Raw genomic sequence first — 23,945 nt, 5'->3', positions numbered from 1 at the left:
TCAGTCTTCGCGATAGCGACGCAGCTTCAACTGCTTGCCTGCAACGCGGGTGTCCTTGAGTTTGGTCAACAGACGCTCAAGGCCATCTTCCGGAAGCTCGACCAGGCTGAAGCTGTCGCGCACCTGGATGCGGCCGATTGCTTCGCGGGCCAGGCCGCCTTCGTTGAGGATTGCACCCAACAGGTTTTTAGCAGCGATACCATCACGCGCACCCAGCGCGGTACGGCAACGAGCACGGCCTTCAGCCAATGGAACCGGAGCGCGACGCTCACGATCAGCACCGCTGCGCTCAGGACGCTCGCTCGAAGACGAACGATCGCTGCGCTCACGTGGCGCGCTGGTTGGAACCAGTGGGCGATCACGTTCGATGGCGGCCAGGGTCAATGCTTGACCGTTGGTGGCTTTGCGCAACAGCGCAGCAGCAAGGGCACGCGGGCTGCAACCGATATCGGCGGTCAGGCGATCAAGCAGATCACCGTGAGTCGATTCAGCGTCAGCAACCAGTGGAGCCAGGCTGTTAGTCAGTTTCTTGATGCGAGCATCGAGAACGGCTTGAGCATCTGGAAGGCGAACTTCAGCTACTTTCTGACCGGTAACACGCTCGATCACTTGCAGCATGCGGCGCTCACGTGGAGTCACCAGCAGCAACGCACGGCCTTCGCGACCGGCACGGCCAGTACGGCCGATACGGTGAACGTAGGACTCTGGATCGTAAGGCATGTCCACGTTGAACACGTGGGTGATACGCGGAACGTCGAGACCACGTGCAGCAACGTCGGTGGCTACAACGATGTCCAGACGGCCATCCTTGAGCGACTCGATGACGCGTTCACGTTGGTTTTGAGCGATGTCGCCGTTCAGTGCTGCAGCCTTGTAACCTTTGGCTTCAAGCGCGCTGGCCAGATCCAGGGTCGCTTGCTTGGTGCGCACGAACATGATCAGTGCGTCGAAGTCTTCAACTTCCAGCAGGCTCAGTACAGCCGAGGTTTTCTGGTCAGCATGAACCAACAGGTGAGCCTGTTCGATCGCGGTAACGGTTTGGGTCTTGGTCTGAATCTTCACGTGCTTCGGATCACGCAAATGGCGTTCAGCGATGGCACGGATCGATTGAGGCAAGGTCGCCGAGAACAGAACGGTCTGACGAGTTGCTGGCAACGCCTTGAAGATAACTTCCAGGTCGTCCATGAAGCCCAGCTTCAACATTTCGTCTGCTTCGTCGAGAACCAGGTGGTTCACGGTAGCGAGGACTTTTTCGTCGCGGCGAAGGTGATCGCACAGACGGCCCGGCGTAGCGACAACGATCTGCGCGCCATTACGGATTGCTTTCAATTGCGGGCCCATCGGCGCACCGCCGTAGACCGCTACAACCGTAACGCCCGGCATTTGCTTGGCGTAGGTTTCAAAAGCGGTGGCTACTTGCAGGGCCAGTTCGCGAGTTGGCGCGAGGATCAGCGCTTGAGGTTCGCGTTTGGCTGGATCGATACGATGCAGGATTGGCAGTGCGAACGCAGCGGTTTTACCCGTACCGGTTTGCGCCTGGCCAATCATGTCATGGCCTTCCATGATGATCGGGATCGATTGCTGCTGAATGGCCGAAGGCTCTTCGTAGCCGGTTGCGATAACGGCTGCGAGAATATTTGGATGAAGATTAAAAGCGGCGAAGCCGCCGAATTCCTGGGTCATGGGTCTGCCTCTAGTGCATCCGCAAAGACCCATGCTCCAAAGCTGCGCGTGCCGTGTAAGACCCTAGAGTCGCCCTGGCTGCTTTGTCGGCGGGGATTTGCGAAAACGTTTGGATGAATGGATCGTCAAGGATAGCCCGCAGTGCGGACAAGCAGCCGAAGCTGGCTTCGGGGAATTGCAATACCTGTACGAGGGCCCGGTTAAAGGCCGGCGCGTACTATACCGGAATTACTGACAAAAGTGAGGGTTATTTTCAGACAACCACGACTGGGCCTCTCTTTGCCACACGCTTTGCGCAAACCCGCGTCTGTGTCTATTTTGCAAAGGCCCGGCATCGTTAGGCTGGACTGCTAAAACGGTTAATCTGCTACCGATTGACGCTCTTTCGCCCACTCCCAGCGCGCAAGGATCAATGCCCATGCTCTCTTCTAACAACGGCCGTGTCAGTCGCGAACAGCGAGGCCACGTCGTGTTGATCGGATTGGACCGTGTTGCCAAGCGCAACGCGTTTGATATCGATCTGCTTAACGCATTGAGCCTCGCTTACGGCGACTTTGAGCGCAACGCGTCGGCGCGAGTCGCGGTGGTCTACGCCCATGGCGAGCACTTCACTGGCGGGCTGGATCTGGTCAGCGCCGGTCCTGAACTGGCCAACGGCTGGACGCTGCCTGAGGGCGGTTACGACCCGTGGGGGGTGTTCGCCGGACCCAGGGTCACCAAGCCGGTGATTGTTGCCGCCCAAGGTTATTGCTTCACTATTGGAATCGAGCTGATGCTGGCTTGCGACATCAATCTCTGCGCCAGCAATACCCGCTTTGCACAGATGGAGGTGCAGCGCGGCATCTTCCCGTTCGGCGGCGCCACGTTGCGCTTGCCGCAACGGGCAGGCTGGGGTAACGCCATGCGTTGGCTGCTGACTGGCGATGAGTTCGATGCTCACGAGGCGTATCGAATGGGGTTGGTCCAGGAAGTGATGGCCAGCGAAGACTTGCTGCCCCGCGCGGTGCAATTGGCGACGCGCATTGCTGAACAGGCGCCGCTTGGGGTCTACACCACGCTCGCGTCGGCGCGTCAGGCATTGCTTGAAGGGGAAACTGCCGCTGCAAACAACCTTCCAGCGCTGACCCGACAACTGATGGCCAGCGAAGACGCACAGGAAGGACTCAATGCCATGCTGGAACGCAGACCCGGCGCCTTCAAAGGTCGCTAGTCGCGCAGTTGTCAGGTTGCCGGGCGAATGACCTTGATTAACGGCAGCAGTGAATAACCCAAGCGCGGAGCCAAGGCTTCTGCACGCTCGGTCAAGGCTTGCATATCGAGAACCTGTTCGAGGTCTGCCGGCACAATCAGGATGACATTGCCCTCCTTCACCGGCAGTTCCCAATAATGCCGGTGATAAAGCCCACGCAAAAGCGCCGCGCCCAACGGTTTTCCGTCATCGGCCGCCCATTGGTTGATCACCAGCCAGCCGCCCGGATTCAGACGTTTCTGACAGTTTTCCAGGAATTTCCAGGCCAGATGCCCGACACCCGGCCCCACGTCCGTGTACAGGTCGACGAAGATCAGGTCAGCGGACTCGGCGCTGTCGAGCAACTCCAGGGCATCACCGATGCGAATGTACAGCCGGGGATCATCCTCCAGCCCAAGAAACTCGAAAGCCAGACGCGGGACATCCGGGCGCAACTCGATGGCTTCGACGTCTTCCAGAGGCAGGAACTTGAGGCAAGCCTGAGTCAGCGTCCCGGCGCCGAGCCCCAGAAACAGGGCACTTTCCGGCGCTTCATGGCACAACGCAGCGATGAACATTGCACGGGTATAGTCGTACTCCAACCAGCTAGGGTCGGCCGTGAACGTGCAGCTTTGCTCGATGGCATCGCCGAACTCCAGGAATCGATACTCGTCCACTTCCAGCACACGGATCATGCCGAAGGCATCGTGTACTTCGGCCAGTAAACGCTCGACGCGCTCCTCAGTCATTGCTTCTCCTAACGGCATTGCGGCAAGCGGGGAACGCGGATTGTCGTCTGTGCAGCCACTGGCAAGCAAGCCTGCTCACACAGGGACTGTTAACATGCCGGTCCGACTGCATTGACCTGGATTTTCAACATGAGCCAACCCTGGAGCCCCGACAGCTGGCGGGCACTGCCTGTTCAGCAGCAACCTCAATACCCGGACGCCGCGCATTTGTTGCGGGTCGAGCAGACGCTGGCAGGTTATCCGCCGCTGGTGTTCGCCGGAGAAGCGCGGGAGTTGCGTCGCCAGTTTTCCGAAGTCACCCAGGGTCGGGCGTTTTTGCTGCAAGGCGGCGATTGCGCGGAGAGCTTTGTCGAGTTCTCGGCGGCGAAGATTCGCGACACATTCAAAGTATTGCTGCAAATGGCAATCGTCATGACGTTCGCGGCGGGGTGTCCGGTGGTCAAGGTCGGGCGTATGGCGGGCCAATTCGCCAAACCGCGCTCGGCCAACGACGAGACTATCGGCGGCGTGTCGCTTCCGGCCTACCGTGGCGATATCGTCAACGGCATTGGTTTCGATGAAAAAAGCCGCGTGCCAGACCCTGATCGTTTGTTGCAGGCTTATCACCAGTCCACCGCGACGCTAAACCTGCTCCGTGCATTCGCTCAAGGCGGCTTTGCTGATTTGCATCAGGTGCATCAGTGGAACCTGGACTTCATCGCCAATTCGGCGTTGGCAGAGAAGTACAGCCAAATGGCTGGGCGCATCGACGAAACCCTGGCCTTCATGCGCGCCTGCGGCCTGGACACTTCGCCGCAATTGCGTGAGACCAGTTTTTTCACCGCCCACGAAGCGTTGCTGCTGAACTTCGAACAAGCCTTCGTCCGTCGCGACAGCTTGACCAACGATTATTACGACTGCTCGGCCCATATGCTCTGGATCGGCGACCGCACCCGGCAATTGGATGGGGCTCACGTCGAATTCCTGCGCGGTGTGAACAACCCGATCGGGGTAAAAGTCGGCCCGAGCATGGACCCGCAAGCGCTGATCCGGCTGATCGACATCCTCAACCCGAGCAATGACCCCGGCCGCCTGAACCTCATTGCGCGCATGGGGGCGAACAAGGTTGGCGATCACTTGCCGCAATTGATTCGCGCCGTGGAACGGGAAGGTCGCAAAGTGCTCTGGAGTTCGGACCCGATGCATGGCAATACGATCAAGGCCAGCAGCGGCTACAAAACCCGAGACTTCGCGCAGATTCTCAATGAGGTTAAAGAGTTCTTCCAGGTGCACCAGGCCGAAGGCACTTACGCCGGTGGTATTCACATCGAGATGACCGGGCAGAACGTCACCGAGTGCATCGGTGGCGCACGGCCGATCACTGAAGACGGCTTGTCGGATCGCTATCACACCCACTGCGACCCACGGATGAACGCCGACCAGTCACTTGAGTTGGCGTTTTTAATTGCAGAGACCTTGAAGCAGGTTAGACCGCGCGCTTAACACTGTAAGAGCCAACCTGTTGGCGAAAGGGCTTCGGACCTATCGCAGCCTTCGGCAGCTCCTACAGAAATCTGTGCAGCGCCAAAAACCGTGGGACCGAATTTATTCGGGAAGGCTTCAGTCCTGACACCCTGCACCTCAAACCACACAAAGTGCCACCCAGTTTGCTGCGCGACAGCGCGGCGTCGAAGACGTGGCGGACCCTCCTACAGTAAACTCAAAAACGCCACCCGCAAGCGCGCCGCACTGGCGCGCTGGCAGTTGATCTGCACCTGCGCCAAGCCGAGCCAGTCGGCCATTTGCCGGAGGTTTTTAGCCAAGGCCAACATCCCCTCTTCGTCCAGGCCCTTCTCTTCTTCATGCACCGCATGCACCGCCAGCCGTCCGAGAACACGTTCGGCACGCAGGTCCACACGAGCAGCGATTCGTTCGTTGTGCAAAAACGGCAGCACGTAGTAGCCGTAAACACGTTTGTCTTGTGGGGTGTAGATTTCCAGACGATAGCGAAAGTCGAACAGCCGCTCAGTACGACTGCGTTCCCAAATTAGCGAATCGAACGGCGACAGCAGGGCGCTGGCGCTCACCTTGCGCGGCAGTTTTTGCTCTGGCAGGCAATACGCCGGCTGGCGCCAGCCTTGCACTTGAACCATCTGCAACGCCCCGGCCTCGACCAGTTGCGCCAATCCCGAACGACTCTGCGCCGGGGCCAGACGAAAATAATCGCGCAAATCCTTATCGGTGCCGACGCCCAACGCCGTGGCGGCGTGCAACAACAACCCGCGTTGCGCCTCACCTTCGCTGATGTCTGGATGATCAAGAGTCGCTGCCGGCAGCACCCGTTCCGGGACGTCATACAAACGCTCGAATCCGCGACGTCCGGAGACCGTCACCTCCCCCGCCGCGAACAACCATTCCAGCGCGTGCTTCTCGGCGCTCCAATCCCACCAAGGTCCGGCACGCTCTTGGCGAGTGCTCAGACTCCCCGCACCCAACGCACCTTGCTCACGAACCGTCTGTAACACCTTGGCGATGGTCGCTTGCTGCTCACGACCAAATTTGGCCATTTGCTGATAGATCCCCACGCCTTGCGACGCCTGACGCATGCGCCATCGCAACAGGGGATAAAGACTCAAGGGCAGCAACGACGCCTCATGGCCCCAATACTCGAAAAGCTTGCGCTGACGGCCTTGGCTCCACGCGGCTTGATCCAACAATGGCTGGGCATAATTGCCCAAACGAGAAAACAACGGCAAGTAATGCGAGCGCACTAACGCGTTAACCGAATCAATCTGCAAGATCCCCAGGCGCTCGATCAACTGATTGACGTGGGAGGCCTTGATCGACGCAGGCGGCTGACGCCCTGTGAATCCTTGAGCGGCCAGCGCGAGACGGCGTGCTTGTTTGAGCGAGAGTTCTGCGGACATTCAGGCCTCCTGGTAGCTACGAAAGCTTTAAGCTTTAGACTTTAAACCCAAGCACCACCGCGCAGACCACTAGAAAACCGCAAAACAGCGTCCGCAGCAGTCTTTCCGGCAGTGAGTGCGCAAGCCTTACGCCCCAACTGATGCTGGCCAGACCGCCGACGGCCAAAGGGATGCCCATGTGCCAATTGACGTGTCCATGCACTGCGTAGGTGACCAAGGTGATCGTGGTGCTGGGGGTCGCCAAGGCCAGCGCCAGCCCTTGAGCGACGACTTGGGTTGCGCCAAAAACGCCGGTCAGGATCGGCGTAGCAATAACCCCTCCACCGACGCCAAACAATCCGCCGGTGACACCCGAACCCAGACCCAACACCCATAACCATTTGGCGTGACGCAGTTCAGTGCTGGCGCCGCCACTACGCCAGACCATCTGGATCAGGTTGAACAAGGTCAATACGATCAAAAAGCCCACAAACGCCAGCCGCATGCTGTGCGGGTCTAGCCGCACCGCCCACAACGATGTAATCCAGGCCAGGCAAAAGCTTGGAATAATCAGCATCAGCGCATTACGAAGAGAAATGCGATTGCGCTGGTTATAACGCCACAAGGCCAACAGTACGTTGGGCAACACCATGAGTAACGCAGTGCCTTGCGCCAGTTGCTGGTCAAGGCCAAACAACACCCCAAGCACGGGAATGGCCACCAAGCCGCCGCCGATGCCAAACAACCCACCTAGCGTCCCCATGGCAGCGCCGAACCCTACAAACATCACGATTTCGATCACGCCCACACCCCAATCAACTCATGCGCGCATGCTACGCAGTCCGGCCCAGGCAGGAAACGCAAGGCTGGCGCTAATTACTTAGCATTTACTGAATGCAGGCTTCACGGTTGATGAACGTCTGTGGAACTGTGTCTGTACTGATAATTTATCTGGCGCATTAAACACTGCAGCACTAAATTAATGCACCCCTGATACAGAGGATTTCCCATGAGCACTGACGACCACTCCACCAACGATGCGGGGACGTACGATCACCTGCTGCTCGACAGTCAGCTGTGCTTCGCCCTGTATTCGACGTCCTTGATGATGACCAAGGTTTACAAGCCGCTGCTGCAGGCGCTTGGGCTTACGTACCCGCAGTACTTGGCAATGATGGTGCTGTGGGAGCGCGACGGCCTGACGGTAGGCGACGTCAGTACTCGGCTGTTGACCGACCCTGGCTCACTGACGCCGCTGCTTAAACGTTTGGAAGTGGAAGGGCTGCTGAGCCGGACCCGGAGCAAGGAAGATGAACGGGTGGTACTGCTGCACTTGACCGAGCGAGGCCGAAACCTGCGCGAAAAAGCCAAAACGATTCCATCCTGCATCCTCGGCGCGTCCGGGATGACCCTCGCTAAGTTGAAACTGATGCAAGCCGACCTCATCGCAGTGCGCGGGAACCTGCACGACACCTTATAGACCCCGTTCAGCGCTGCTGAAATTTGTCCGCACGCCTCTTATGCAAAATTTAGCTTGCGCGCTAAATACTTGCGCGATACATTCACCTCGCACTAGTTAGCGCGCAAACATTTAGCGCGACAAACCCTACATCGACGCGAGGCTTTAACCATGGACACTCTCTACACCGCAGTTGCAACCGCTACCGGTGGCCGTGATGGCCGTGCTGTTTCCAGCGACAACATCCTCGACGTCAAACTGGCGACCCCGAAAGAACTCGGCGGTGCTGGCGGCGCAGCCACCAACCCTGAGCAGCTGTTCGCTGCCGGTTACTCGGCTTGCTTCATCGGCGCGCTGAAATTCGTCGCCAGCCAAACCAAAGCCTCGATCCCAGCAGACGCTTCGATCACTGCCCATGTTGGCATCGGCCAGATCCCAGGCGGTTTCGGTTTGGACATTGACCTGCACATCAGCCTGCCAGGTCTTGAACAGGCCGCGGCACAAACACTGGTCGATGCTGCGCACGTGGTCTGCCCGTACTCCAATGCCACGCGTGGCAACGTTGACGTACGTCTGCACGTCACCGTTTGACCCTTTGGTTCTCATGCTGAATGGCATGACGAACGCACAAAAAAACCCGACGCTATGGTCGGGTTTTTTCGTTGCAGCGATAAAAGATTGCGCTTATTTAGCGCGACCTTTGTACGAACCGCCGTCACGGGTGTCGATTTCGATCTTGTCACCGATGTTAACGAAGTCAGCAACGCTCAGCTCAGTGCCGTTTTTCAGCTTGGCTGGCTTCATGACTTTGCCCGACGTGTCGCCACGAGCGGAACCTTCGGTGTAGTCAACTTCACGGACGATCGTGGTCGGCAATTCAACCGATACCAGACGATCTTCAAAGAAGATGGCTTCGCAGACGTCAGTCATGCCTTCTTCGATGAACGGCAGAACCGCTTCAAGGTCTTCAGCGTTCAGCTCGTACATGGTGTAGTCAGTGGTGTCCATGAACGTGTAAGTGTCACCGCTGATGAAAGACAGCGACGCTTCTTTACGGTCAAGGATCACGTCTTCCAGTTTGTCGTCAGCGCTGTATACGATCTCGGTCTTGTAACCGGTCAACAGGTTCTTCAACTTGGTCTTCATGATTGCGCTGTTACGACCAGACTTGGTGAATTCAGCTTTCTGAACCAACCAAGGGTCATTTTCGAGCTTAATCACTGTGCCGGGCTTGAGTTCTTTACCAGTTTTCATTACGAATATCCGAATTTGGATGGATTTACAAAAATCTAGGCCGCGTATCATAGCCAATTTACATAAAACCTTACTAGCGCCGCGGCAAGATCGGCCTGCAACGCCTGTTCCAGACACCAACGCTCAGCGTGTTCATTGACCTCAGGCCAGTGTAGTTGCAGCTCAAACCAGCGCGGCCCCATTTCAATACCGCTGTTCCAGGCCCGCCACACGCTCTTTAATGCTTGGCTAGCGTCTGGCGACAGGCCATTGAGGTAAAGCTCAAGAAACGCGTCGAGCTTGACCCAATGCGCATCGTCGTCTTGCTCATAGATATGCCAAAGCAGCGGTCGACCGGCCCATTGCGCACGGACGAATGAGTCCTCGCCGCGCACCGCGTTGAAATCGCAGCTCCACAGCAGTCGGTCGTAATCCTCTTGTCGAACGAAGGGTAAAATCTGCACGGTCACTGCGCCGCGCCGTTCCAGCGCGCCCGCGCAGAGACCATCGACGTCGAGCCAACGCTGTACATCGCCGAGAATTCGTCCTTCTGGCACCAGCAGGTGAGTCGGCCGAGTGTCTGCCGCCAACACGTCCAACCAACTGGCTAGTCCCGGGTTCTCGTACGCAAACAGCGAGATCAGCCGAGCGTTGTCCGCGGGTTCGACACCCAGCCCTTGCAGGAAAGCCTGCCGCGCCAATGGATCGAGCTGGAACGCATGACGCTGGTCCAGCAAGCCCGCTTCGCGCAGCAAGCCGCCCGTGTCTGGGCGAAACCCGGGAAAGAAGAAAATCTTGCGCAGGCCATTGGGTTGCGGCGACGGCAGCGCATGGCAACCTGACACCCATTGCTCCGCGCTCAGGTATTCCAGATTCAGCCACAGCGGTGGTCGCGAGCACTGGGGCATCGCGTCGAAGTAAGCCGGCGGTAGGCGACAGGCAAAGGCTTCAATGACTACATCTGCTACTTCGGTCTGCTGCCAGTCTTTGCTCCAGTGACAGACGCTCACGCCGTCCTGCCATTGCTGTGCCGCAGTGACATCGGCGCCAGGGCATAAACGGGCAAACGGTTGCAGATCATCGACCCACAATCGAACCGCGAAGCCGTGCTCGGCAGCCAGTTGCCGGGCCAGGCGCCACGTCACGCCGATGTCGCCGTAGTTATCCACAACGCTGCAAAAAATATCCCAGGAGGCTCTCATGCCCGGCTCTCTAAACACTGAAGCGGATGATTGTCTGTCATAACGGTCTGCAAGCTCCAGCTTCAGGTGGCTCCCGTGCGACAATCGCTGGCATCCACCGTTCACGTCAGGAACTCGCAATGCCCACCCATCCGTTAAAACTGATTTTGTGCATCGCGCTGGGCGTTTGGCTCGGGTGTGTGGCTGTCGCGGTGACCGGTGTGTTCGCTTATGACTCATTGATCGCCAGCAAGGTCAGTGCAGTGAGCGCGGCCATCAACCAGATCAAGTTCCACATTCCGCACAAGGGGCAAGCGGCGCCGGAGTCGACGCCAGAACGAGAGCAGGCGCCAGAATTGGAGTCGAATAACTCGATGTTCGAAAAGTACAAACAGAACCTGCAGGACACTCAGGCGCGGCAGGACGATGATCAAGCCAAAGCGGTTCGGGAAAAACGCATCAGCGGGCCGAAATGCCAGTTCTGGCTGCAACAGGATCAGACCGCTCCCAGCGAAAAAACCCGCGCCAACGTCAATTTATTCTGTGGTTAAGCGCTGATGCCTTGCTCCCTCGATAAAAACACCGTACTTCAATTGATCATCGCCAAGCTCAAGATCGATTTGGATGTATTGCAACGGGCGGCGCAGACCGCCTACGAAACGGCGACCCATGAAGAAAACATCGCCGAGAATAAATACGACACCCTCGGTTTAGAGGCGTCGTACCTCGCTACGGGCCAAGCCCGACGCGTTGAAGAAATCCGTCAGTCACTGCTACTGTTCCAGAACCTCCACCTGCGGCCTTTCGATACGCTGCGCGGCATTCAGATCGGGGATTTGGTCAGCCTCGAAACCGACACGGGCAGCCAGCAGCAACTCTTTATCGGGCCTGATGCCGCTGGTCTGAAAATCCAGCAAGGCGATAGATCAATCACCGTGATCACACCCCACGCTCCGCTGGGAAAAAGCCTTGTCGGCAAGGCGCGAGGCGATACTGTTGAAATAGTTATCAACCACGCACGGCAATCGTTTGAAGTGATTGAGGTTCAATAAACTATCCATTTGGAGGGTTGATCAGCTCAACTTATTCTGGGTAAGGTGGCGGCAGCATCACCATCAGTGTCCCTGGACGGATATCTCCAACTGATATCTCCAGGTGCATGGACTCATTAAAAGGAGATTTTTCATGTCGAACGTCGTTAGTTTTCCAGACGCCCATGAACGTGATCGCCTCAAGTCCAATGATCATCCTGGGTTGTTATATCTGAGCAGCAAAGAGCGCCTGCTGATTGAGGCGCTTCGAGTGACCAGCCATGCGGGCCGGCAATACATTTATGAATACGCCCACATCATGCAGGCGTCCAAACCGTTGCATCCTGATTGAGGCCGTATCGGGCACAGATGACCGTGATTAAAGCGAATCCAGTGAAGCTCGCAGTGTGAGTGCTCGTTCCTGCAGAGCAGTCACCGCACCACCGTCCATAATGCTCAATTGCCGATAAACCATACTCAGCCGAGGGTTGCCTTCGAGCTGAGTCTTGTTGCGTTGAAAAAAATCCCAATACAGTGCGTTATACGGGCACGCTCGCTCGCCGAGGCGGGCTTTTTTGTCGTAGTGACAGCCCTTGCAATAGTCGCTCATACGGTCAATGTAGGCAGCGCTCGACACGTAGGGCTTAGTCGCCAGCAAGCCGCCGTCGGCAAACTGGCTCATACCTAATGTGTTGGGCAACTCGACCCATTCAAACGCATCGATGTACACGCCCAGGTACCAACGATGCACCTCCTGCGGATCGAGCCCGGCCAACAGCGCGAAGTTACCGATCACCATCAGTCGTTGAATATGGTGTGCGTGGGCATTTTCCAGCGAGCTGCCAATGGCGTGCGCCAAGCAACGCATGCGGGTTTTTCCGTCCCAGAACCACGACGGCAGCGGCTGGCTGTGGCCCAACGCATTAAGTGATTCATAACCGGGCATTTGTGCCCAGTAGACGCCCCGGACGTATTCCCGCCAACCGAGGATTTGTCGAATAAAGCCTTCGGTAGCTGCCAGCGGCGCCAAACCCGCGCGGTAAGCCGCTTCAGCTTTGCCCACGACTTCCCGCGGATTAAGCATTTTGGTATTGAGCGCAAACGACAACAGTGAGTGAAACAAGCGCCAGGCATGGCTGCTCATGGCGTCCTGAAAGTCGCCAAAATGCGGCAAGGCCATTTCGATAAAGTCGTCCAGTTGCACCAGCGCTTCCGCGCGGTTCAGCGGCCAGGCTAACCGCTCGGCATTTGGCTGGCCAAAACTGCCTACTCCGGCGGCGACGATACTCGCCCACAACGCTGAATGATCATGGCGCACGCGCATATCTTCAGGTTCGAACGGCGTACCCGGCCAGCGTTTACGGTTGTCATGGTCGTAATTCCACTGCCCGCCGGACGGCCGGTTATTAGCGTCCATCAACACCTGATGGGTGACGCGCATGTGCCGGTAGAAGTGCTCCATTAGCCATTGTTTACGCCCGGCAAACTGCTGCGCGGCGGCGTCACGGGCGCTGTAGAAATGTTCACTGTCGACCTTGCACCAAGGCCGCGATTGGCCCGCGCAGTACTCGGCCAATTGTGCATCCAGCCGCCACTCATCGGGGGCCTGGTATTCGAACCGGTTAACCTGAAGAGCGCCCATCAGATGATCAAGATTACCGGGCAACGATTGACGATTCTGAGGGTCATCGATGCACAGGTAATGCACCCTATGCCCCGCTTCTGTGAGCCCCCGCGCGAAGTCGCGCATACCCGCAAAGATCGCGAGTATCTTCTGCGCGTGATGCAAGACGTAATCCGTCTCTTGACGTATCTCCATCATCAGATAGATGACGTCCCCCTGCGTTTCCTGAAACCAACTGTGACACGGGTTGAGTTGGTCGCCGAGAATCAGCCGAAGGTGGGTCATGTCAAATGCTCGAAAAAAGATTGGCGTTAGAGCGGGGAGATCAAGCCATGTTCAGCCTGTATTCAGGCACAACGCTTGCCAAACATATCGAGTCTGCTGGCGGTCACCTATAGTGACGCATGGGCTGTGAACGGCCCGCTTGCTTTGAACTGAACACAGGATGTCGTCATGACCCCCGTTAAGCCCGAGAATACTTCAGCCGAACCCGTTGCGCCGAAAAAACCGCTGGTGGACCATTTGCGTTTTCATAACGCTCACGCTCACCTGATGTCCACGTTTGGCAATGACACCTTTGCCCTCAAGGCGGAGGCATTTGCACGGTTCTTCGGCACACCCACTTTTTTGGGCGCGCAAAGCCTGATTGTGATGGTGTGGATCGGGCTTAACGTCGCGGGGCTGACCCATTTCGATATCTACCCCTTCATCTTGCTCAACCTGGCGTTCAGCTTGCAGGCAGCCTACGCCGCGCCGTTGATTCTGCTGGCGCAAACCCGCCAAGCTGCGAGGGACAAAGCCAACGCGGATGCAGACGCACAGCACCGAGAAGCCTTGGCGGTGGCCAACGAACAACGGCTGGCCAGTGCGGCGCATAATTCGGCGCTGATGCTCGACCTGTTGGAACAAAACACCCACCTGACCGAGATGACAAAAGCCCTCACCGAACGGATCGAAACCCTGACCGTGGAAATGCATGGGCATTTTGTGAAGAAACCTGCGGGTATTTAAATTGTAGGAGCGCGCTTGCAGTGGAACGCGCAGCAACCCCAAATGGCTGACCCGGTTCCAACTGAAGACACAGCGTGACTGATTTTACGACCGCTGCGCAGCCGATCGCGGGTAAGCGCGCTCCTACAGTGACAATAAATTTATATTGCGAGCATCATAAAATATCGAGATTATACCCGTCATCTCATCCGCCGATGATGCAATGACCGGAGTGCCTCTCCAAATGCTCACTCGTGAAGAAAAGATTGCCCAGTGGCTGGCCGAAGAACACGCCGCCCGAATTCGTCTTGCCAAACCCGGCACCACCAGTCTGGCCGACGTCAGCACCCTGACTCCAACCGAATTTTTCGACGGCATCAGCAGCGGCGAACTGCCCTGCCCGCCCTTCGGCGAACTGGTTGATTTCATTCCGATGGAGTGGTCGCCCGGTCGTTTTGTTTTTCAAGGCACACCCAATGCCCGGCACTACAACCCGCTGGGCACGGTGCATGGTGGGTATGCCGCGACGTTGCTGGATTCCTGCATGGGTTGCGCGATTCATACCCAGCTGAAGAAAGGTCAGGGCTATACCACCCTGGATTTACGCGTGAGTTTTGTTCGCGCCATGGGCAGTCATACCGGCCCGGTGCGCGCCGAAGGCAAAGTCATTCACGTGGGCCGCTCCACCGCGCTGGCCGAAGGGCGTTTGTACGATGTGGATGACCGGCTGTACGCCACCGGCACCACGACCTGCATGATTTTCGACATGACCCAGTAGTCTCGGGACTTTGGCACTGCCAAAATCTGTAGGAGCGTCAATCCTGTGCACCGACGGCACGTAATGCGGCGGCAGCTTGCAGGTTGCCCTGTTTTTCGACGATGGTCAGCGCACTGTTGCCCTTGGCATCGAGGTGACGGGGATCGGCGCCGTTGGCGACTAAACGGGTAATCATGTCCAGTCGTCCGAACAGCGCTGCAAATGCCAGCGCCGTTTGGCCTGTGTTGTTCACCTGATCGACTGGACAATGGCCGAGCAACTGGCCCGCAACCCCCTCCTCCCCTTTGAACAGCGCGCCCATTAATGCGGTATTGCCATTATGGTCGGGTAAACAAGGATCGGCGCCTGCCTGAAGAAGCATCGACACTTCATCTGCCTGGCCATGGTAAGTCGCCAGAATTACTGCGGTATACCCCGAGTCGCCTTGCAGGTTGACCGGGTAACCAGCCTGCAATAACGCACGGGTGATGTCCTGGCGCCCTGCCCGTGCAGCGTCAAACCATTCGGTGTCGTAAGTGTGTGGATCAACGCGTTTTATGTCGGATTTTGTCTGAAAATAATCGGCGGTTTTCGGCAGCCAAGCATTGGGGAATATCACATGGGCAACGCGGTAGCTGACGATTGCCAGCACACATAAAACGACGCCTGCCACCGTAAGCCGGATGCGCAGCCTGGAATTCATGGAGGGATCCTTGTTAGATAGATCCCCAGTAGGCGCTGCCAACGGCCGCGATATCCATCACGACTAATTGCAGCCTTCGGCAGCGCCTACAGGGGTATTTGCTACGGTCAATCCTGCAACAAAGCGGCTGCGGTTTTGACCCGACCGACATCGCTGTGGGTGGTTTTGGCCAACCGCGTACCGTAATCAGTATCGGCTTTGTAGAAGTACGAAAGCATCGCGTACTTGTTGCTGTCGTTAGTGACCTTGCTCAAATCACCGCCCAAGGCTTCGACCAAATAACCTTTGTCCGCGTCGGAAAGACCACGGTAGTACTCACCCGCCTGCGCAAAGTTGTTCGGCTTATGGATCGCCATTTGTTGGGTGACGCCGCTGACAGGCGTAGCCGCATACTTGTATTTAGGGTCTTGAGCAAGCTCATGCACGCCTGACGGCTCGAAGTTGATGTTGCCCTTGCGACCGCTGGCGTTCATCGCGCCGTCTTGGCTGTTGTTGACCACCGGTGTCAGCGGACGGTTGATCGGCAGTTGCTGATAGTTGGCGCCCAAGCGATACATTTGGGTGTCGGCATACGCGAACAAACGGCCTTGCAGCATGCGATCTTCTGACGCTTCGATGCCTGGGACCAGACGCGATGGGGCAAACGCTGATTCTTCTACGGATTCAAAATAGTTATCGGGCATGCGGTTAAGCGTCATGGTGCCGACTTTCTTTTCGGGTACACCGGTCCAGACCTTGGTGTCGTCCAGTGCGTCATAGTTGAATTTACCCAACTCGCCCGGCGTCAGGACTTGAACGTAGAGGTCCCACTTGGGAAAGTCGCCCTTGTTGATCGCGCCATACAAGTCGTTGGACATCATGTTCCAGTCATTGCCCAAGGACTTGGCAATATCATCCGGCTTCAAACCATGCACGCCTTGCTGGCTTCTCCAGGCGAACTTCACGTAATGCACTAAGCCCTCGGCGTTGACGAACTTGAACGCATGTACCGCCGAGCCGTTCATGTGGCGGTAGGAATCCGGCATGCCTTCTACCGTGTACAGACGGGTGAGCATGTGGGTCGCTTCTGGCGTGTGAGCGAAAAAGTCGAATGCCAGATCCGGGTCTTGCACGCCGGTTACAGCGCTTGGTTTATTCGCATGGACAAAGTCGGGAAACTTGATCGCATCACGAATGAAGAAGATCGGCCAGTTGATGCCGACCATGTCCCAGTTACCCTGATCGGTATAGAACTTGACCGCGAATCCGCGAGGATCGCGGGCCTGCTCAGGCGAACCGCGATAACCCATGACGGTACTGAAACGCACGAAAACCGGCGTCTTGCTGCCCGGCTTGAATACGTCGGCCACGGTCAGATCGTGAATATCGGCAGACGGCACGAACTCGCCAAATGCGCCGGTACCCCGAGCATGCACCACACGCTCAGGGATACGTTCGCGGTCGAAGCGCTGAAGCTTCTCGATCAGGGAAGCGTCTTGAAGTAATACCGGACCAGCAGGGCCTGCGGTTTGTGAATTCTCGTTGTCGCCGATGGGCGCACCGGAATCACGGGTAAGTTGCTCAGTTTGGGCAGCAAATGCCTGACCGCTGACTAAGGTGGCCAAGACGGTGAGGCGCAATATTATAGTTTTGGTGGACATCAGGAACTCCTATGGGCAGAAAACGCGCTCAAAGGATGGTCACTGTTTCATGGATGAAACAGCTTTCAGAACTTATCGGTTCGATAGCAAAGCTTCATGGAACCGGTTTCTGTCCGATACCACTAACGGCTCAAGTGGGCGTAGCGTCCGGTGAAACGCTTGCTCAGCGGGAAGGCCAAGTCGCCACGTTTCGACGTGCCCAAGCCTAGCTCGACCAGTGATTCCGCCAGTTTTACAGCAGCGCTGACGCCCTCAACGACCGGTATTCCCATGGCCTCGCTCAGCACTTGGCGCAGGTCCGCCATGCCACCACACCCCAAGACGATGGCACCTGCACCTTCTTCATCGCGCAGTCGACGCCCTTCAGCGGTGATGCGTTCGATCAAGGCTTCGTCGCAGTTTTCCAGCGCTAGTACAGGAATTTCAAGGCAACTGACTGACGTGCAAAGGTCCTGCATGCCATACCGTTGCAGCAGGTGCTCGGCAATTATCCGGGTGCGACCCAAGGTAGTGATCACCGCGAAGCGCGTAGCAACCAGACTGGCGATATGAAATGCCGCCTCGGCAATACCGATCACTGGGCCAATAGCCAATTCCCGCGCCGCCAATAGGCCGGGGTCGCCGAAGCAGGCGATGATGTGAGCGTCATAGCCGAGGGCCACGCCCTTCTGGATTTCTTCGAGCATGCCCACCGCAGCAATCGCCTCATCGAAATGCCCTTCAATTGATTCAGGGCCGTCTTCGGGACAACACGCCAAAATCTCTGTCCCAGCGCGAGCCACGGCCTGCGCGGCGACGCCAATTTTATGGGTCATCGCTTGGCTGGTGTTGGGATTGATCACTTGAATACGCATCGAAACGCTCACCTTTTGCGCAATATTTACAACAATTGTATACAACTATAAGCCAGCGACTTGCGAGCAATCCAGCGCTAATTACCCTTATCAGTAAAGGCTGCAACCGCTGCACCGCATGGGCGCAGGTGCACCGCCATTGAGCATTCAGCTCGCATCCCGGATTGTTCCGCGTGAGAACACTCGGCTCTAATTCTCCTGAAACACCCGGCGCAATGGGGTTTAGGGCGTTGTCACGCTGTGCTTGGCACATATCGTGCGTACGAAATCGTATACAACAATGCCAGGTCGCGTACGCGATGTCAGTGCTGCCAGGCCTACAGGGAGAAACGTGTCATGAGCGAGCAACGTCCGGCGGGTTACAGCCCACGTCTCTACAACAAAGATCTTGGCCCACTGCCGCAAACGTGGAATTGGTACAACATATTCGCTTTTTGGATGAGCGACGTGCACAGCGTCGGCGGCTATGTGTTTGCCTCCAGCTTGTTTGCCCTCGGCCTGGCCAGTTGGGAAGTGTTGATCGCGCTGCTGGTCGGCATTTGCATCATTCAGGTCATCGCCAATTTAGTGGCTAAACCCAGCCAACAAGCAGCCGTTCCGTATCCGGTGATTTGCCGATTGGCGTTCGGGGTGTTTGGCGCAAATATCCCGGCGGTGATTCGCGGCTTGATCGCTGTGGCGTGGTATGGGGTTCAGACCTACCTCGCGTCCAGCGCCCTGATTATTGTGGTGCTGCGTTTTTTTCCTGAGCTGGCGGCGTATCAGCAGGTAACGTTCGCCGGGCTGTCCTACCTGGGCTGGTTCGGCTTTCTGTCGTTATGGGTCTTGCAGGCCGTGGTGTTTTGGACCGGCATGGATTCGATCCGTCGTTTCATCGACTGGGCCGGTCCTGCGGTGTACGCGGTCATGATGGTGCTGGCGGCCTGGATTGTCTGGCGCGCAGGCTGGAGCAACATCAGTTTTACCTTGGCTGAAAAACAGCTGTCTGGCTGGGAAGCGTTCGGCCAAACCATAATGGCGACAGCGCTGGTGGTTTCGTACTTCTCCGGCCCAACACTGAACTTCGGTGACTTCAGCCGATACGCACGAAGCATGGCAGACGTACGTCGCGGTAATTTTTGGGGCTTACCGGTTAACTTTCTGGCCTTCTCGCTGGTCACCGTGGTGATTGTTTCCGGGACCTTACCGATCTTCGGCGAAATGATCCACGACCCTATCGCCACGGTCGCCCGCATCGATAACACCACCGCTGTATTGCTAGGCGCATTCGCGTTTGTCACCGCCACCATCGGCATTAACATCGTCGCCAACTTCGTATCCCCGGCGTTCGATTTCGCCAACGTAGCACCGAGCAAAATCAGCTGGCGCATGGGCGGCATGATCGCGGCGGTGCTCTCGGTGTTTATCACGCCTTGGAACCTGTTCAATAACCCGGCCGTTATCCACTACACCCTGGACATACTGGCCGCCTGCATCGGCCCGCTGTTCGGCATTCTGCTGGTGGATTACTACCTCGTGAAACGTCAGCAGATCGATGTCGACGCCTTGTTCGATGACACGCCAGCCGGTCGTTATTGGTACACCAACGGCTTCAACTGGACCGCCATCAAAGCGCTGGTTGCAGCAGGCGTCATTGGCCTGTGCTTCAGCTTCGTGCCGTGGTTCCAACCGATCGCCAACTTTGCCTGGTTCACCGGTTGCATACTCGGCGGCGCGTTTTATTACCTGCTCGAACAGCGCTCGCCAGCGGTGTTTGCAGCGACGGGTAGCAGAGCCTGAGGCGGCATCGATCGCGTCGCGCCCTTCGCAGGCAAGCCTGCTCCCACAGGGTATTGACTCCACTGTGGGTTCAAGCCTGCTCCCACAGGGTATGGTGGGGCTGAAAGCGTGACTCCACTGTGGGAGCAAGCTTGCTTGCGAAGGCCTGATGCGGCAAGTGAAATCCAGAAGTGGCATCGCAACAAACAAGCAGCAAGTGGCCAGCGGGCAGCTGTGGCCAGTAGGCGTTCACGAAGCTGCCGTTCGGTACGACGAAGATCTGCTGGAATTTGCTCGGTATATCGCCGCTAATCCACTTCACGCGAATCTGGTTGAAGGAATCGGCGATTACCCATTATGGGACGCGGTTTGGCTCTGACCGCGCAAGGCTCCGCTGACCACAGGGCAACACTCATTTGATCTGACCGACGGCGGGTTGAACCGCAAATGAGTGCTGCCGGGGTTTGTGGATCCATGACAAAATTATGGTCAGCATTTTATAGAGCCACGCTCGGGAGTTCCGGCAATGCGTTACTCGGAAGACCATAAAGCCCAAACCCACCAACGAATCATCAACGAGGCGTCAGCACGTTTTCGTCGCGATGGCATTGGCGCGACAGGCCTGCAACCGCTGATGAAGTCTTTGGGACTGACCCATGGTGGCTTTTATGCCCACTTCAAATCCAAAGACGACCTGGTAGAAAAGTCGTTGCGTCAGGCGGCCGACAGCCTCTCGAATCACTGCAACGAATTATTCAAAAAGGTGGACGACCCGCTGGCGGCGTTTATTGATCATTACCTGTCAGCGGCGCACCGTGAATCACCCGCAGAAGGCTGCCCGTTGCCGACCATGTCTGCGGAGCTGGGTCAGCGCGGTCAAGCCAGCATGATCACCGATGAAGTGATCAACAACCGGTTGGCATCCATCGAGCATGGTCTGCCCGCCGCTAGCACGAATGCGTCAGAACTGAGCACTGTCATGTTGTCGGCGTTGGTCGGTGCATTGGTGTTATCGCGCAGCGCACTCGACCCCACATTGTCCAACCGGATTCTTGACGACACGCGTGAGTGGTTGAAGCAGCAGGCGAAGGGCTAGAGCCAGGTCTCCTGCAGAAAATCATAATCTGCCACCCATCACTCCTGATAGCGCTTGAACAACACGCTGGCATTGACCCCACCAAAGCCAAATCCGTTGGACAAGGCGTACTCGATCTCCATGGGCCGAGCTGCGCCGTGAACAATGTCCAGCCCCTGCGCCGCGTCATCGGGGTGTTCAAAGTTCAGGGTGGCGGGCGCGATTTGATCGCGGATCGCCAAGACCGTAAAGATCGCCTCGATTCCGCCTGCCGCGCCGAGCAAGTGCCCAGTGGCGGATTTGGTGGAGGTCACCGCGATCGATGCCTGATCACCAAACAATGACTTGATCGCCGCCATCTCGCCTTTGTCGCCCACCGGCGTTGACGTAGCGTGGGCATTGAGGTGCTGGACCTCGGACGGCTGAATGCCGGCCTGACGAAGGGCTGCTTGCATCGAACGTCGTGCGCCGCTGCCGTCTTCCGGCCCCGCCGTGAGGTGATAGGCGTCGGCGCTGGTGCCATAACCGACCAATTCAACAATCGGTTTCGCCCCGCGTGCCAGCGCGTGCTCCAGCGATTCAATCACCAGAATGCCCGCCCCTTCACCCATGACAAATCCATCACGATCACGGTCGAACGGACGCGAAGCCTTTTGCGGTGTGTCATTGAACGCGCTGGACAACGCTCGTGCCGCAGCGAAACCACCGAGGCTGACTTTATCAATGGCCGCCTCGGCACCGCCGCAGATAGCGATATCTGCTTCGCCGCAACGAATAAGCCGCGCCGCATCACCAATGGCTTGAACGCCCGCAGCGCAAGCGGTCACTGGCGCGCCAAGCGGTCCTTTGAAACCATGTTGAATCGACACTTGACCGGCCGCCAGATTCACTAAAAACGACGGGATCGTGAACGGCGACAGACGGCGCGGGCCGCGTGCATCGGTCGTGCGAACCGCATCGGCAATGGCGCCGAATCCACCGATTCCCGAACCGATGATGGTCGCCGTCCGCTCTTGAGCGTCTGGTGTGTCAGCGGCCCAACCGGCTTGAGCCACCGCTTCCTTGGCCGCCACCAGCGCGTACATGATGAAGCGGTCCATCTTCTTTTGTTCTTTAGGCTCAGCCGCCATGTCTGGATCGAACCCGGCCTCGGCATCGTCGGCCAACAGCGGAACAACACCACCGACCTTGCCCGGCAAATCGCTTACGACGTCTTCGGGCAACCGAACCAATCCGGACTGGCCAGCCAGCAACCGTTTCCACACGGCTTCCACGCCAGTGCCTAAGGGCGAAACCAGGCCCATACCTGTGACGACGACTCGGCGTTCACTCATGCAATAACCCTCACGTTAAAAAGAAGCTCAAGCCTTAAAACGAGCAGCGGCACTGCTCAAGGACATATTCGGGGTCAACGCCGCACGGGCGGTCAAGAACGCCTCCCAATCGGCTGCGTTCGGCAACGACGGGATGGTGGCCAACTCGCCCTGATCAAAACCGGCCAATGCGGCGTCAACCATCTCACCGACGTCCATTACCCACTCGGCTGGAAACGTGCTCAAGTCCATACCGCTGCGATCAAAAATCTCGGTGCGTGTAGCGCCTGGCATGACTGCCTGCACCCGCACGCCCGACTCTTTGAGTTCGGCATTCAGCGATTGCGTGAGGCTCAAGACGTAGGCTTTGGTCGCGGTATAAGTCGCGTTGAACATCTCCGGCGCCAAGGGTACAACCGACGCAATATTGATGATCGCCCCGCGCCCAGCCTTGGAAAAACCCTCCGCTGCGGCTGACGCCAAGTGAGTCAGCGCGACGACGTTAAGCTGAATCATTCGATCCAACCCGCCCAGATCCGACTCTGCCAACGTGCCAACAGAGGCCACACCCGCATTGTTAAGCAGCAGCGAAATAGACGCATCAGTGCGCAGGCGCTGTTCAACCTTCTGCAGGTCCGCTTGGTCGATCAGGTCGGCTTTAAGCACTTCGACCTTTACGCCGGTTTCCTCGCGCAGCCGCGTGGCCATGGTCTCGAGACGCTCCTGATCGCGAGCGACCAATAGCAAATCAAAACCACGCTTGGCCAAACGATCAGCATAAGTGAAGCCGATGCCGGAAGACGCGCCAGTAATGAGGGCGGTGCCTTTGGTGTTGGAGGTGGTCATGGTGAGCGACTCCTGAGGGAAAGTGGTATTTATATTACGACTATAATCAAGCGCGGATAATATGATGGGTGCCATGCTGGGTGTCAAGGAACCCGAGCTGAGCGGACATGGAAATGGAAATGGAAGGATAGACCGCCTGAGCAGCAGGACCGGTCGAAGGTGAGATTGTTTTGGACCGCGCAAAAAAATGGCCGGTCGCATTGACCGGCCATTTTGTGAGCATTGCTGTTTAGTTGATGCCCACCTTGTCACGGTTTTTGTCCAGAATCGCTTTGCCAATGCCTTTCACTTCCAGCAGCTCATCGACCGTGGCGAACTCACCGTTCGCTTCGCGATACGCAACAATGGCGTTGGCCTTAGCACTGCCGATTCCACTGAGCTCCTTTTGTAGGGTCTCGGCATCTGCGGTGTTGAGATTAATTTTGGTGGAGGTTTCAGCTGGCGTGGCAGCGGTGCTAACTGACATAGACGGCATCGGCGCCGATTGCGCGGCGGGCGCAGCACTGACAGCAACGGAAGCGGTGGTTAAGAGTGCGAATAATACCGACGAAAGGACAGCACTGCGCATAGGTGACGCTCCATAGAGTTGAAGTGAGAAGCAGCATTCCGAGGCTGCTTTTCAAAGGTAGTCGAGGGGAGCGCAACGTCAAAAGTGGATGGGTTACGAAATATTAGGCAGGGGTCGAGATCTAAGAGTAAATTTGTTTTTTGAATTACCGTGCGCAATGGGATGCATTGCGCGAAATCGATCAGAGCGGTAGGGAGCTTCAGGTGCCACCATGGTAAATTTTCTTCTGTGCTGGGGTGTTATTTCGGTTGTAGGGACGCTAATTGCTTTAAACCTGATTCGCAGCGGGAAGCGTAATAGTCGAGAAGTTGCAACGGAAGATTGTAGCCAGAAAGGTGAATCCCGCGAGACATCGGTGGAGTAATTGG

Annotated in this window: 24 protein-coding genes; 11 read left to right on the top strand and 13 right to left on the bottom strand. The window is 57.1% G+C overall.

The window, feature by feature from the left end; genetic code table 11:
- A complete protein-coding gene (locus RHM65_RS13235) occupies positions 1-1,716 on the bottom strand; it encodes a DEAD/DEAH box helicase (protein WP_322165521.1) in 1,716 nt (571 codons plus the stop codon).
- A gap of 385 nt (positions 1,717-2,101) precedes the next feature.
- On the opposite strand from RHM65_RS13235, the gene RHM65_RS13230 reads away from it, so the two are divergent.
- Positions 2,102-2,893, top strand: coding sequence for a crotonase/enoyl-CoA hydratase family protein (locus RHM65_RS13230; RefSeq protein ID WP_322183528.1), 792 nt, complete (start codon positions 2,102-2,104; stop codon positions 2,891-2,893).
- A gap of 11 nt (positions 2,894-2,904) precedes the next feature.
- Here RHM65_RS13230 and RHM65_RS13225 read toward each other — a convergent pair whose 3' ends face one another.
- On the bottom strand, positions 2,905-3,660 hold the full coding sequence (locus RHM65_RS13225; RefSeq protein WP_322183526.1) for a spermidine synthase: 756 nt from the start codon (positions 3,658-3,660) through the stop codon (positions 2,905-2,907).
- 129 nt (positions 3,661-3,789) lie between these two features.
- On the opposite strand from RHM65_RS13225, the gene RHM65_RS13220 reads away from it, so the two are divergent.
- Entirely contained in the window at positions 3,790-5,142 is a 1,353-nt protein-coding gene (locus RHM65_RS13220) for a class II 3-deoxy-7-phosphoheptulonate synthase (RefSeq protein WP_322183524.1), read from the top strand.
- Between the two features lie 206 nt (positions 5,143-5,348).
- Here RHM65_RS13220 and RHM65_RS13215 read toward each other — a convergent pair whose 3' ends face one another.
- Together RHM65_RS13215 and RHM65_RS13210 are read right to left on the bottom strand one after the other, a co-directional pair.
- The gene (locus RHM65_RS13215) at positions 5,349-6,566 is read right to left on the bottom strand and encodes a winged helix-turn-helix domain-containing protein (RefSeq protein ID WP_322183522.1); all 1,218 of its coding nucleotides are present in this window, start codon (positions 6,564-6,566) and stop codon (positions 5,349-5,351) included.
- A 34-nt stretch (positions 6,567-6,600) separates the two neighbouring features.
- Positions 6,601-7,347, bottom strand: coding sequence for a sulfite exporter TauE/SafE family protein (locus tag RHM65_RS13210; RefSeq protein ID WP_322165527.1), 747 nt, complete (start codon positions 7,345-7,347; stop codon positions 6,601-6,603).
- A gap of 207 nt (positions 7,348-7,554) precedes the next feature.
- Between RHM65_RS13210 and RHM65_RS13205 the strand changes: the two genes are divergently transcribed.
- Both RHM65_RS13205 and RHM65_RS13200 read left to right on the top strand, forming a co-directional pair.
- Positions 7,555-8,025 carry a MarR family transcriptional regulator gene (locus tag RHM65_RS13205; protein WP_322183520.1) on the top strand — a complete coding sequence of 157 codons (471 nt, stop codon included), beginning with the start codon at positions 7,555-7,557 and terminating at the stop codon, positions 8,023-8,025.
- Positions 8,026-8,175: 150 nt separating this feature from the next.
- Positions 8,176-8,595, top strand: a complete 420-nt coding sequence (locus RHM65_RS13200; protein WP_322165529.1) for an organic hydroperoxide resistance protein — start codon at positions 8,176-8,178, stop codon at positions 8,593-8,595.
- Positions 8,596-8,688: 93 nt separating this feature from the next.
- Here the strand turns inward: RHM65_RS13200 and RHM65_RS13195 are convergent, their stop codons facing one another.
- Positions 8,689-9,258 (bottom strand): elongation factor P, encoded by a 570-nt coding sequence (locus tag RHM65_RS13195; protein WP_322165530.1) that lies wholly within the window; start codon positions 9,256-9,258, stop codon positions 8,689-8,691.
- 47 nt (positions 9,259-9,305) lie between these two features.
- Positions 9,306-10,439, bottom strand: a complete 1,134-nt coding sequence (gene earP / locus RHM65_RS13190) for an elongation factor P maturation arginine rhamnosyltransferase EarP (protein WP_322183518.1) — start codon at positions 10,437-10,439, stop codon at positions 9,306-9,308.
- A 119-nt stretch (positions 10,440-10,558) separates the two neighbouring features.
- On the opposite strand from earP, the gene RHM65_RS13185 reads away from it, so the two are divergent.
- From RHM65_RS13185 to RHM65_RS13175, 3 genes are all read left to right on the top strand, one after another.
- Positions 10,559-10,969 carry a hypothetical protein gene (locus RHM65_RS13185; RefSeq protein WP_322183516.1) on the top strand — a complete coding sequence of 137 codons (411 nt, stop codon included), beginning with the start codon at positions 10,559-10,561 and terminating at the stop codon, positions 10,967-10,969.
- Between the two features lie 6 nt (positions 10,970-10,975).
- Positions 10,976-11,470, top strand: a complete 495-nt coding sequence (locus RHM65_RS13180; RefSeq protein ID WP_322165533.1) for a GreA/GreB family elongation factor — start codon at positions 10,976-10,978, stop codon at positions 11,468-11,470.
- A gap of 133 nt (positions 11,471-11,603) precedes the next feature.
- Positions 11,604-11,801: a hypothetical protein gene (locus RHM65_RS13175; protein ID WP_322165534.1), complete on the top strand. Its 198-nt coding sequence runs from the start codon at positions 11,604-11,606 to the stop codon at positions 11,799-11,801.
- Between the two features lie 27 nt (positions 11,802-11,828).
- Here RHM65_RS13175 and RHM65_RS13170 read toward each other — a convergent pair whose 3' ends face one another.
- Positions 11,829-13,358, bottom strand: a complete 1,530-nt coding sequence (locus RHM65_RS13170) for a cryptochrome/photolyase family protein (RefSeq protein WP_322183514.1) — start codon at positions 13,356-13,358, stop codon at positions 11,829-11,831.
- 168 nt (positions 13,359-13,526) lie between these two features.
- Here RHM65_RS13170 and RHM65_RS13165 point away from each other — a divergent pair, with 168 nt between their 5' ends.
- Together RHM65_RS13165 and RHM65_RS13160 are read left to right on the top strand one after the other, a co-directional pair.
- Entirely contained in the window at positions 13,527-14,084 is a 558-nt protein-coding gene (locus RHM65_RS13165; RefSeq protein WP_322165536.1) for a DUF1003 domain-containing protein, read from the top strand.
- Between the two features lie 223 nt (positions 14,085-14,307).
- Positions 14,308-14,841 carry a PaaI family thioesterase gene (locus RHM65_RS13160; protein WP_322183512.1) on the top strand — a complete coding sequence of 178 codons (534 nt, stop codon included), beginning with the start codon at positions 14,308-14,310 and terminating at the stop codon, positions 14,839-14,841.
- Positions 14,842-14,878: 37 nt separating this feature from the next.
- Here RHM65_RS13160 and RHM65_RS13155 read toward each other — a convergent pair whose 3' ends face one another.
- The 3 genes from RHM65_RS13155 to RHM65_RS13145 all read right to left on the bottom strand — a co-directional run bounded on the left by RHM65_RS13155 (position 14,879) and on the right by RHM65_RS13145 (position 18,017).
- Positions 14,879-15,523, bottom strand: a complete 645-nt coding sequence (locus tag RHM65_RS13155; protein WP_322183510.1) for an ankyrin repeat domain-containing protein — start codon at positions 15,521-15,523, stop codon at positions 14,879-14,881.
- 107 nt (positions 15,524-15,630) lie between these two features.
- Positions 15,631-17,163, bottom strand: coding sequence for a catalase (locus RHM65_RS13150; protein WP_322183508.1), 1,533 nt, complete (start codon positions 17,161-17,163; stop codon positions 15,631-15,633).
- A 122-nt stretch (positions 17,164-17,285) separates the two neighbouring features.
- Positions 17,286-18,017 (bottom strand): aspartate/glutamate racemase family protein, encoded by a 732-nt coding sequence (locus tag RHM65_RS13145; protein WP_322183506.1) that lies wholly within the window; start codon positions 18,015-18,017, stop codon positions 17,286-17,288.
- Positions 18,018-18,353: 336 nt separating this feature from the next.
- On the opposite strand from RHM65_RS13145, the gene RHM65_RS13140 reads away from it, so the two are divergent.
- Together RHM65_RS13140 and RHM65_RS13135 are read left to right on the top strand one after the other, a co-directional pair.
- Positions 18,354-19,796 (top strand): NCS1 family nucleobase:cation symporter-1, encoded by a 1,443-nt coding sequence (locus RHM65_RS13140; RefSeq protein ID WP_322165540.1) that lies wholly within the window; start codon positions 18,354-18,356, stop codon positions 19,794-19,796.
- Positions 19,797-20,301: 505 nt separating this feature from the next.
- Complete coding sequence (locus RHM65_RS13135) at positions 20,302-20,871, top strand: TetR/AcrR family transcriptional regulator (RefSeq protein WP_322183504.1); 570 nt, start codon at positions 20,302-20,304, stop codon at positions 20,869-20,871.
- A 38-nt stretch (positions 20,872-20,909) separates the two neighbouring features.
- On the opposite strand, the gene fabF is transcribed toward RHM65_RS13135, so the two are convergent.
- From fabF to RHM65_RS13120, 3 genes are all read right to left on the bottom strand, one after another.
- Positions 20,910-22,184: a beta-ketoacyl-ACP synthase II gene (gene fabF, locus RHM65_RS13130; protein WP_322165542.1), complete on the bottom strand. Its 1,275-nt coding sequence runs from the start codon at positions 22,182-22,184 to the stop codon at positions 20,910-20,912.
- A gap of 27 nt (positions 22,185-22,211) precedes the next feature.
- Complete coding sequence (locus RHM65_RS13125) at positions 22,212-23,009, bottom strand: SDR family oxidoreductase (protein ID WP_322165543.1); 798 nt, start codon at positions 23,007-23,009, stop codon at positions 22,212-22,214.
- Between the two features lie 229 nt (positions 23,010-23,238).
- The gene (locus tag RHM65_RS13120) at positions 23,239-23,577 is read right to left on the bottom strand and encodes a helix-hairpin-helix domain-containing protein (RefSeq protein ID WP_322183501.1); all 339 of its coding nucleotides are present in this window, start codon (positions 23,575-23,577) and stop codon (positions 23,239-23,241) included.
- Between the last annotated feature and the right edge of the window lie 368 nt (positions 23,578-23,945).

Source organism: Pseudomonas sp. CCI4.2, from assembly GCF_034350045.1.
Classification (GTDB): Bacteria; Pseudomonadota; Gammaproteobacteria; order Pseudomonadales; family Pseudomonadaceae; genus Aquipseudomonas.
The sequence above is the reverse complement of the archived record's forward strand: the minus strand, read 5'-3'. Positions and strand labels throughout refer to the sequence as shown.

What these genes read in the sequence shown, in the direction of transcription:
- RHM65_RS13235 (WP_322165521.1), bottom strand. Translation starts at nt 1,716, where the DNA reads ATGGGTCTTTGCGGATGCACTAGAGGCAGACCCATGACCCAGGAATTC.
- RHM65_RS13230 (WP_322183528.1), top strand. Translation starts at nt 2,102, where the DNA reads ATGCTCTCTTCTAACAACGGCCGTGTCAGTCGCGAACAGCGAGGCCAC.
- RHM65_RS13225 (WP_322183526.1), bottom strand. Translation starts at nt 3,660, where the DNA reads ATGACTGAGGAGCGCGTCGAGCGTTTACTGGCCGAAGTACACGATGCC.
- RHM65_RS13220 (WP_322183524.1), top strand. Translation starts at nt 3,790, where the DNA reads ATGAGCCAACCCTGGAGCCCCGACAGCTGGCGGGCACTGCCTGTTCAG.
- RHM65_RS13215 (WP_322183522.1), bottom strand. Translation starts at nt 6,566, where the DNA reads ATGTCCGCAGAACTCTCGCTCAAACAAGCACGCCGTCTCGCGCTGGCC.
- RHM65_RS13205 (WP_322183520.1), top strand. Translation starts at nt 7,555, where the DNA reads ATGAGCACTGACGACCACTCCACCAACGATGCGGGGACGTACGATCAC.
- RHM65_RS13200 (WP_322165529.1), top strand. Translation starts at nt 8,176, where the DNA reads ATGGACACTCTCTACACCGCAGTTGCAACCGCTACCGGTGGCCGTGAT.
- RHM65_RS13195 (WP_322165530.1), bottom strand. Translation starts at nt 9,258, where the DNA reads ATGAAAACTGGTAAAGAACTCAAGCCCGGCACAGTGATTAAGCTCGAA.
- earP (WP_322183518.1), bottom strand. Translation starts at nt 10,439, where the DNA reads ATGAGAGCCTCCTGGGATATTTTTTGCAGCGTTGTGGATAACTACGGC.
- RHM65_RS13185 (WP_322183516.1), top strand. Translation starts at nt 10,559, where the DNA reads ATGCCCACCCATCCGTTAAAACTGATTTTGTGCATCGCGCTGGGCGTT.
- RHM65_RS13180 (WP_322165533.1), top strand. Translation starts at nt 10,976, where the DNA reads ATGCCTTGCTCCCTCGATAAAAACACCGTACTTCAATTGATCATCGCC.
- RHM65_RS13175 (WP_322165534.1), top strand. Translation starts at nt 11,604, where the DNA reads ATGTCGAACGTCGTTAGTTTTCCAGACGCCCATGAACGTGATCGCCTC.
- RHM65_RS13170 (WP_322183514.1), bottom strand. Translation starts at nt 13,358, where the DNA reads ATGACCCACCTTCGGCTGATTCTCGGCGACCAACTCAACCCGTGTCAC.
- RHM65_RS13165 (WP_322165536.1), top strand. Translation starts at nt 13,527, where the DNA reads ATGACCCCCGTTAAGCCCGAGAATACTTCAGCCGAACCCGTTGCGCCG.
- RHM65_RS13160 (WP_322183512.1), top strand. Translation starts at nt 14,308, where the DNA reads ATGCTCACTCGTGAAGAAAAGATTGCCCAGTGGCTGGCCGAAGAACAC.
- RHM65_RS13155 (WP_322183510.1), bottom strand. Translation starts at nt 15,523, where the DNA reads ATGAATTCCAGGCTGCGCATCCGGCTTACGGTGGCAGGCGTCGTTTTA.
- RHM65_RS13150 (WP_322183508.1), bottom strand. Translation starts at nt 17,163, where the DNA reads ATGTCCACCAAAACTATAATATTGCGCCTCACCGTCTTGGCCACCTTA.
- RHM65_RS13145 (WP_322183506.1), bottom strand. Translation starts at nt 18,017, where the DNA reads ATGCGTATTCAAGTGATCAATCCCAACACCAGCCAAGCGATGACCCAT.
- RHM65_RS13140 (WP_322165540.1), top strand. Translation starts at nt 18,354, where the DNA reads ATGAGCGAGCAACGTCCGGCGGGTTACAGCCCACGTCTCTACAACAAA.
- RHM65_RS13135 (WP_322183504.1), top strand. Translation starts at nt 20,302, where the DNA reads ATGCGTTACTCGGAAGACCATAAAGCCCAAACCCACCAACGAATCATC.
- fabF (WP_322165542.1), bottom strand. Translation starts at nt 22,184, where the DNA reads ATGAGTGAACGCCGAGTCGTCGTCACAGGTATGGGCCTGGTTTCGCCC.
- RHM65_RS13125 (WP_322165543.1), bottom strand. Translation starts at nt 23,009, where the DNA reads ATGACCACCTCCAACACCAAAGGCACCGCCCTCATTACTGGCGCGTCT.
- RHM65_RS13120 (WP_322183501.1), bottom strand. Translation starts at nt 23,577, where the DNA reads ATGCGCAGTGCTGTCCTTTCGTCGGTATTATTCGCACTCTTAACCACC.